Raw genomic sequence first — 4,534 nt, forward strand, 5'->3', positions numbered from 1 at the left:
TCGGATAGTCCTCCCGGTGCTCGCGCACCAGACGGACCGCCTTCGCTCGGGTCTCCGGGTCGTACTTGCTCGGCATGACATGCACCTTCCCAAGGAAGGAGGTGCGCATCAAACGCGGGATGGTTCACCCTTCGTACACAACAGCTTTCATTGCTTCTCCTCATTTGCATACAGAGTCGTTGCGATCTTGAGCGGTCGATGGCCATGTTTTTGACCGACGAGGGAGACGATTACGCGGCGTCCGGCAACCAGGCTGCTACGGCGCCGTGCGCCCGTCTTCGTCGCAGCAGGTCGAATTCGTGACGCCCACTTAGCCTCCGCGAGACGGACGCTGACGGTGCCAGCCATCGCGGCACTGCGAGGACAGGCAAGCGCCGCGGCCGCCGCCAGGGTCACAGCTTGTCGGCGATCACGTCGAGGTGGATGATCTGGGGCGGTGAGGCGAACAGGTCAGCTTTCTGTTTGAGTTCCTGGCCGACCGGTCCCGTCAAATGGGCTCGCCGCGCCTCGTCGTCGGGGAAGGCATCGAATATCCCGAATGTCGACGCGTCGAACCGCACCGCCAACCACGGTTTGGTGCGAGGTTCCTTTTCGACGAGCAACCGCACCCACGCCAAGAGGTCTTCGACCGCATCTCCCTTGCCCGGGTGGGCTTCGAGTAGCACCAACAAGGCTTTCGATACCATGACCGCGCCTCCTGTCCTGGGAATAGAGCCCTCGGATACCGCCGATTTCATGTCGGTTTTGGTTGCCCGTTGTGTCAGATGGGGATCCACGCTGACAGCGGCCACGGATTGGACAGTGTCCCAGGACCTGGCGACGACCTCTTCGGCCTGACGGATCAACTCCTGGTGCGGTCTCTTGGACCGCTCAGACGACGCCCTGATCGTCTCGGCCAAAGGAAAATTGAGCTGTGACCTGGATAGCCACAGGTCTAGCCGGCCGTCTCAACCGATCGGACAACATCGTGAACCCGTCGATACCACGGTCCCGAGCTGCGATGGCAGTGGGCGTGCTGATTGCCGCTTCTGCGCTGGGCGGCTGCGGCGCCGGGCAACAGTCGCAAACCGCTTCGATGGCGCCGGATGTCAATGGCTCCACGGCTGACTCCGGTGACATCGCGTTGCGCTACATCCGGATACGTGCCCAGCAAACCAGCTATGCGGTGCAGCCGGGCAAGACCGTCCACCTGGCGCTGGTGGCCACCAACCAATCACCTGATACCGCGGACACCCTCGCGGCGGTCAGCACTGACATCGGTGCCGTCACTGTGGTCGGAAAGACCACGGTACCGGCCAGTGGCGTACTGATCGTCGACAGCCCGGACCGCATGGTGCATGCCGACGCGCTGGCAGCGGTCAAACCCGCCAACACTGCCACCGCAACTGTGTTACTGACCAAGCCGATCAGCAATGGGCTCATTTACGAGTTCACGTTCCGGTTCGCACACACCGGCGAAATATCCGTCAGTGTGCCGGTCTCTGCTGACTAGCGCAATCGGGGTCACGGCTGCATGAGCCGAGATATCACTGCCGAATCACAAGTCGGCGTGTTGCGTTTGACTTGATTCTTCCGGAGGCGCCGGCCGCAAGCTGCCCTGCGAGCACATCGACGGCTTCGGCTCAGACGTGGCGCCGGTAGCGCCTGAATCACCACGGCGACAGGGGCATAGCGAGGTCAATCCCCGCAGGCATGGCGTGACGGGACGGGCGGCGGGCCCTTCCCGGGCGGAGCTGGTAATCGGCACATCGGCTGCGTCCACTCGTGCTGACAGGATCAATCCTGAACGATATTTCAGGCTCGTTGGGCGCATGCGCGGGCCGAAATCGGATTGCAAGACTGGTTGTTCGGAGGTTATTGACGGCCAGCGCGTTGCAGGCTGTCGGTCGTCGGCGCTTCCGGTACAGCCGAGCCACCCTTGGATTCTTAGGAGAAGTCATGGCTTTGATGCGATTCGATCCGTTTCGCGAACTCGACCGGCTGGCCGACCAGGCCATGGCCGGCGCGCGCAATGCGCGCACTCTTCCGATGGAGGCGTTTCGGCGCGGCGACCAGGTCATTGTGGCCCTTGATGTACCCGGTCTGCAGGGCAGCGATATCGATGTCACCGTGGAACGCAACGTCATTGAGGTCACCGCGCGGCGCCGCCCGCTGAGGCAGGAGGGCGACGAGTTGATCATTGACGAGCGGCCGCAGGGCGAGTTCCGTAGGCAGTTGTTTCTCGGTGACAATCTCGATCCGGGCAAGCTCAGCGCAGTTTGCGACCTCGGGGTGCTGACGTTGACCATCCCGGTGTCAGAGCAGAGTAAGCCTCGCAAGGTTCAGGTCGCTACCGCCGATCATGGCCAGCAGGCCATTCAAGCCGGGTCGGGGCAGCAACAGGCCGTGGACGCGTGAGGAGACAGTAATGGCACATGCGACAGTCAGCAGATCAGCGGTACGTCCCAATCAGCCCGCCCGCCAGGTTATCGCCACCTTCGACAACTACGCAGACGCCGAGCGCGCCGTCGACTATCTCTCCGATCAGCAGTTTCCGGTCAACCGGGTCGCCATCGTGGGCCGCGATCTGGAATATGTCGAACAAGTTCTCGGCCGGCTCAATTACGGAGGGGCCGCGTTACGGGGTGCGGCGTCCGGTGCCGTGGTCGGGGCACTCATCGGCTGGGTGTTCGGAATCTTCAGCTGGATCGACCCACTGACCACCGCCCTGTTACTGGCCCTCTATGGCGTGATCTTCGGAGCGGTCGTCGGCGCTTTGATGGGGCTGCTCGTGCACGCCCTCCAACGCGGTCGGCGCGACTTTCAATCCGTTTCCCGCCTGGTCCCCAAGTCCTACGACCTCGTCGCCGATGTCGAAGTGGCCGACCAAGCACTGCGGCTGCTCTCCACGGCTGACAACCATAAGGAGTGAAGCATGGCACCAGCTGTGAGTTAGACGATAGGTTGTTCGTCGTCGCCGGCATGCATGACGATGCTCGATCGCCACTTCCCACGTCCAACCCTGCCGTTCGAGCGCAGCGTGAATAGTGTTCCGGCGCCGGAGGTCCTCTTCCGACAGCGTGACAGCGGAAACCACTTCGATTCCAGCCTCCCGCAATTCGAGGAGCGCAGGCTGTGGCAGATGCCTGCTGGCATGGCCCACTTGAGGGCGCGGCAGCACGTCAAGATATCCGTCGATCGCCCTTTGCAGCGGATGAAGTGCAAGCGGGGCCGGCCGATACTCGTGGTCAACGTAGTTGTCGAGAAGTAATACCACCTCATTGAGCGTGGCTAACGCCGGCCAGAACGCCGCATTGCGTTGGGGGGTCGAGAAGTAGTGCAGGAGAGGGTAAGTCAACTGCTCCTCAGCCAATCCGTGGACGCTGCCAGTCAACGATTGCAGTTCATTCTCCAATGGCCCGAAGTCCCGGCCAGTCCAACTGGCATGCAGGATGTTCACCGGACTGCTTCCTAGCCCCAATACCTGGCGGGCGAATCGTCGTTTCGACGCCACCGCCGAGTTCAGTGAGGCGACATAGGTGATAACCAATGTGGCTAACCCAAACGCCGTTATCGCCGCGACACCGGTGAGCACTTGAAATACGGCGCCCGAGGGCCGATAGTCGCCGATTCCGAGCGTTGAAACCGTGAACGCGGTGAAGTACCACCGCGCCCACGAGTCAGCAGGCGTGCCTTCACTATCCACGACAGCTCCCGGCGACGCAGAGAAGATCAGGAACCAGCCTCCGACCAACAGCACAACCCACACTGTGACCGCGGCGAAGGTGATCGCCGGACCGGTGCCCGCCGGCGGTCCGTGGCGGGACCCGAGCCAGACCCGAGTTGGGTCATTTGGCTTAGTGCCTTGAATTCTCGGCGTTCAGTGCGTTGAGGATTGCGTTGACCTCGGTGTTTAGGGCTGGCGGGTAGGTGGCGATGACGCCGTTGAGGTCGATGGTGGCTGATCGCAGGGGTTTGAGGGTGCGTAGGAATCGGCGCAGTGACAGGCCGGTGCGGGTCTGGACTTCGCGGCTGACGGCCAGGGCGGTGAACACGATGGTCAGGTGGGCTTCGATGGCGTCGCGGGTGCGGGCGAACATGGGCCGGGCAGCGAGGTCGGATTTGGACATCCGGAAGGACGCCTCGACGTGCCAGAGGTCGTGGTAGCTGGCGATCACTTCGGTCGCGGGCATCAGTGCGGCGTCGATGTTGGTGACGTAGCCCTTGAGCCCGACCAAGCGGCGGGCGCGCTGCAACGACGCCTCGTCAAATTCTTGGGAACCGTTGCAGTTCTTGATGAACCGCGGTACCCGCGCGGCTTTCTCGCCGGCGACGACCGCGCGGGCCTTGTTCTCCTGCAGGTTGAGCGTCTTGGTGTCGCGCACCGCGCGTTTGGTCGAGTACGCCCACACCGCCCGCCAGGACTTGGTGAAGCGCCCCAGGTTTGATGCCGCATCTTTCTGAGTTGGAAGGATGCAAACCATGCCGAAGAAGATCGACCCGAACGTCAGGGAGCGCTGTGTGCGGCAGGTGCTGGATACCTTGCCGCTGTACC

At 62.6% G+C, this 4,534-nt stretch carries 5 protein-coding genes; 3 read left to right on the plus strand and 2 right to left on the minus strand.

Going from position 1 to position 4,534, the window contains the following annotated elements:
- Positions 1-392: 392 nt before the first annotated feature.
- Entirely contained in the window at positions 393-686 is a 294-nt protein-coding gene (locus ACTWP6_RS29885; protein ID WP_443189592.1) for a putative quinol monooxygenase, read from the minus strand.
- 314 nt (positions 687-1,000) lie between these two features.
- On the opposite strand from ACTWP6_RS29885, the gene ACTWP6_RS29890 reads away from it, so the two are divergent.
- The 3 genes from ACTWP6_RS29890 to ACTWP6_RS29900 all read left to right on the plus strand — a co-directional run bounded on the left by ACTWP6_RS29890 (position 1,001) and on the right by ACTWP6_RS29900 (position 2,911).
- Positions 1,001-1,492, plus strand: a complete 492-nt coding sequence (locus tag ACTWP6_RS29890) for a hypothetical protein (protein ID WP_443189593.1) — start codon at positions 1,001-1,003, stop codon at positions 1,490-1,492.
- A 455-nt stretch (positions 1,493-1,947) separates the two neighbouring features.
- Positions 1,948-2,397, plus strand: a complete 450-nt coding sequence (locus ACTWP6_RS29895) for an Hsp20/alpha crystallin family protein (RefSeq protein ID WP_443189594.1) — start codon at positions 1,948-1,950, stop codon at positions 2,395-2,397.
- A 10-nt stretch (positions 2,398-2,407) separates the two neighbouring features.
- On the plus strand, positions 2,408-2,911 hold the full coding sequence (locus tag ACTWP6_RS29900; RefSeq protein ID WP_443189595.1) for a general stress protein: 504 nt from the start codon (positions 2,408-2,410) through the stop codon (positions 2,909-2,911).
- A 925-nt stretch (positions 2,912-3,836) separates the two neighbouring features.
- On the opposite strand, the gene ACTWP6_RS29905 is transcribed toward ACTWP6_RS29900, so the two are convergent.
- The coding region (locus tag ACTWP6_RS29905) for an IS1634 family transposase (RefSeq protein WP_443189596.1) at positions 3,837-4,534 on the minus strand (698 nt) is incomplete at its 5' end.

The sequence above is a fragment of the Mycobacterium sp. 4D054 genome, from assembly GCF_052245755.1.
In the GTDB taxonomy this organism is placed as follows: Bacteria; Actinomycetota; Actinomycetes; order Mycobacteriales; family Mycobacteriaceae; genus Mycobacterium.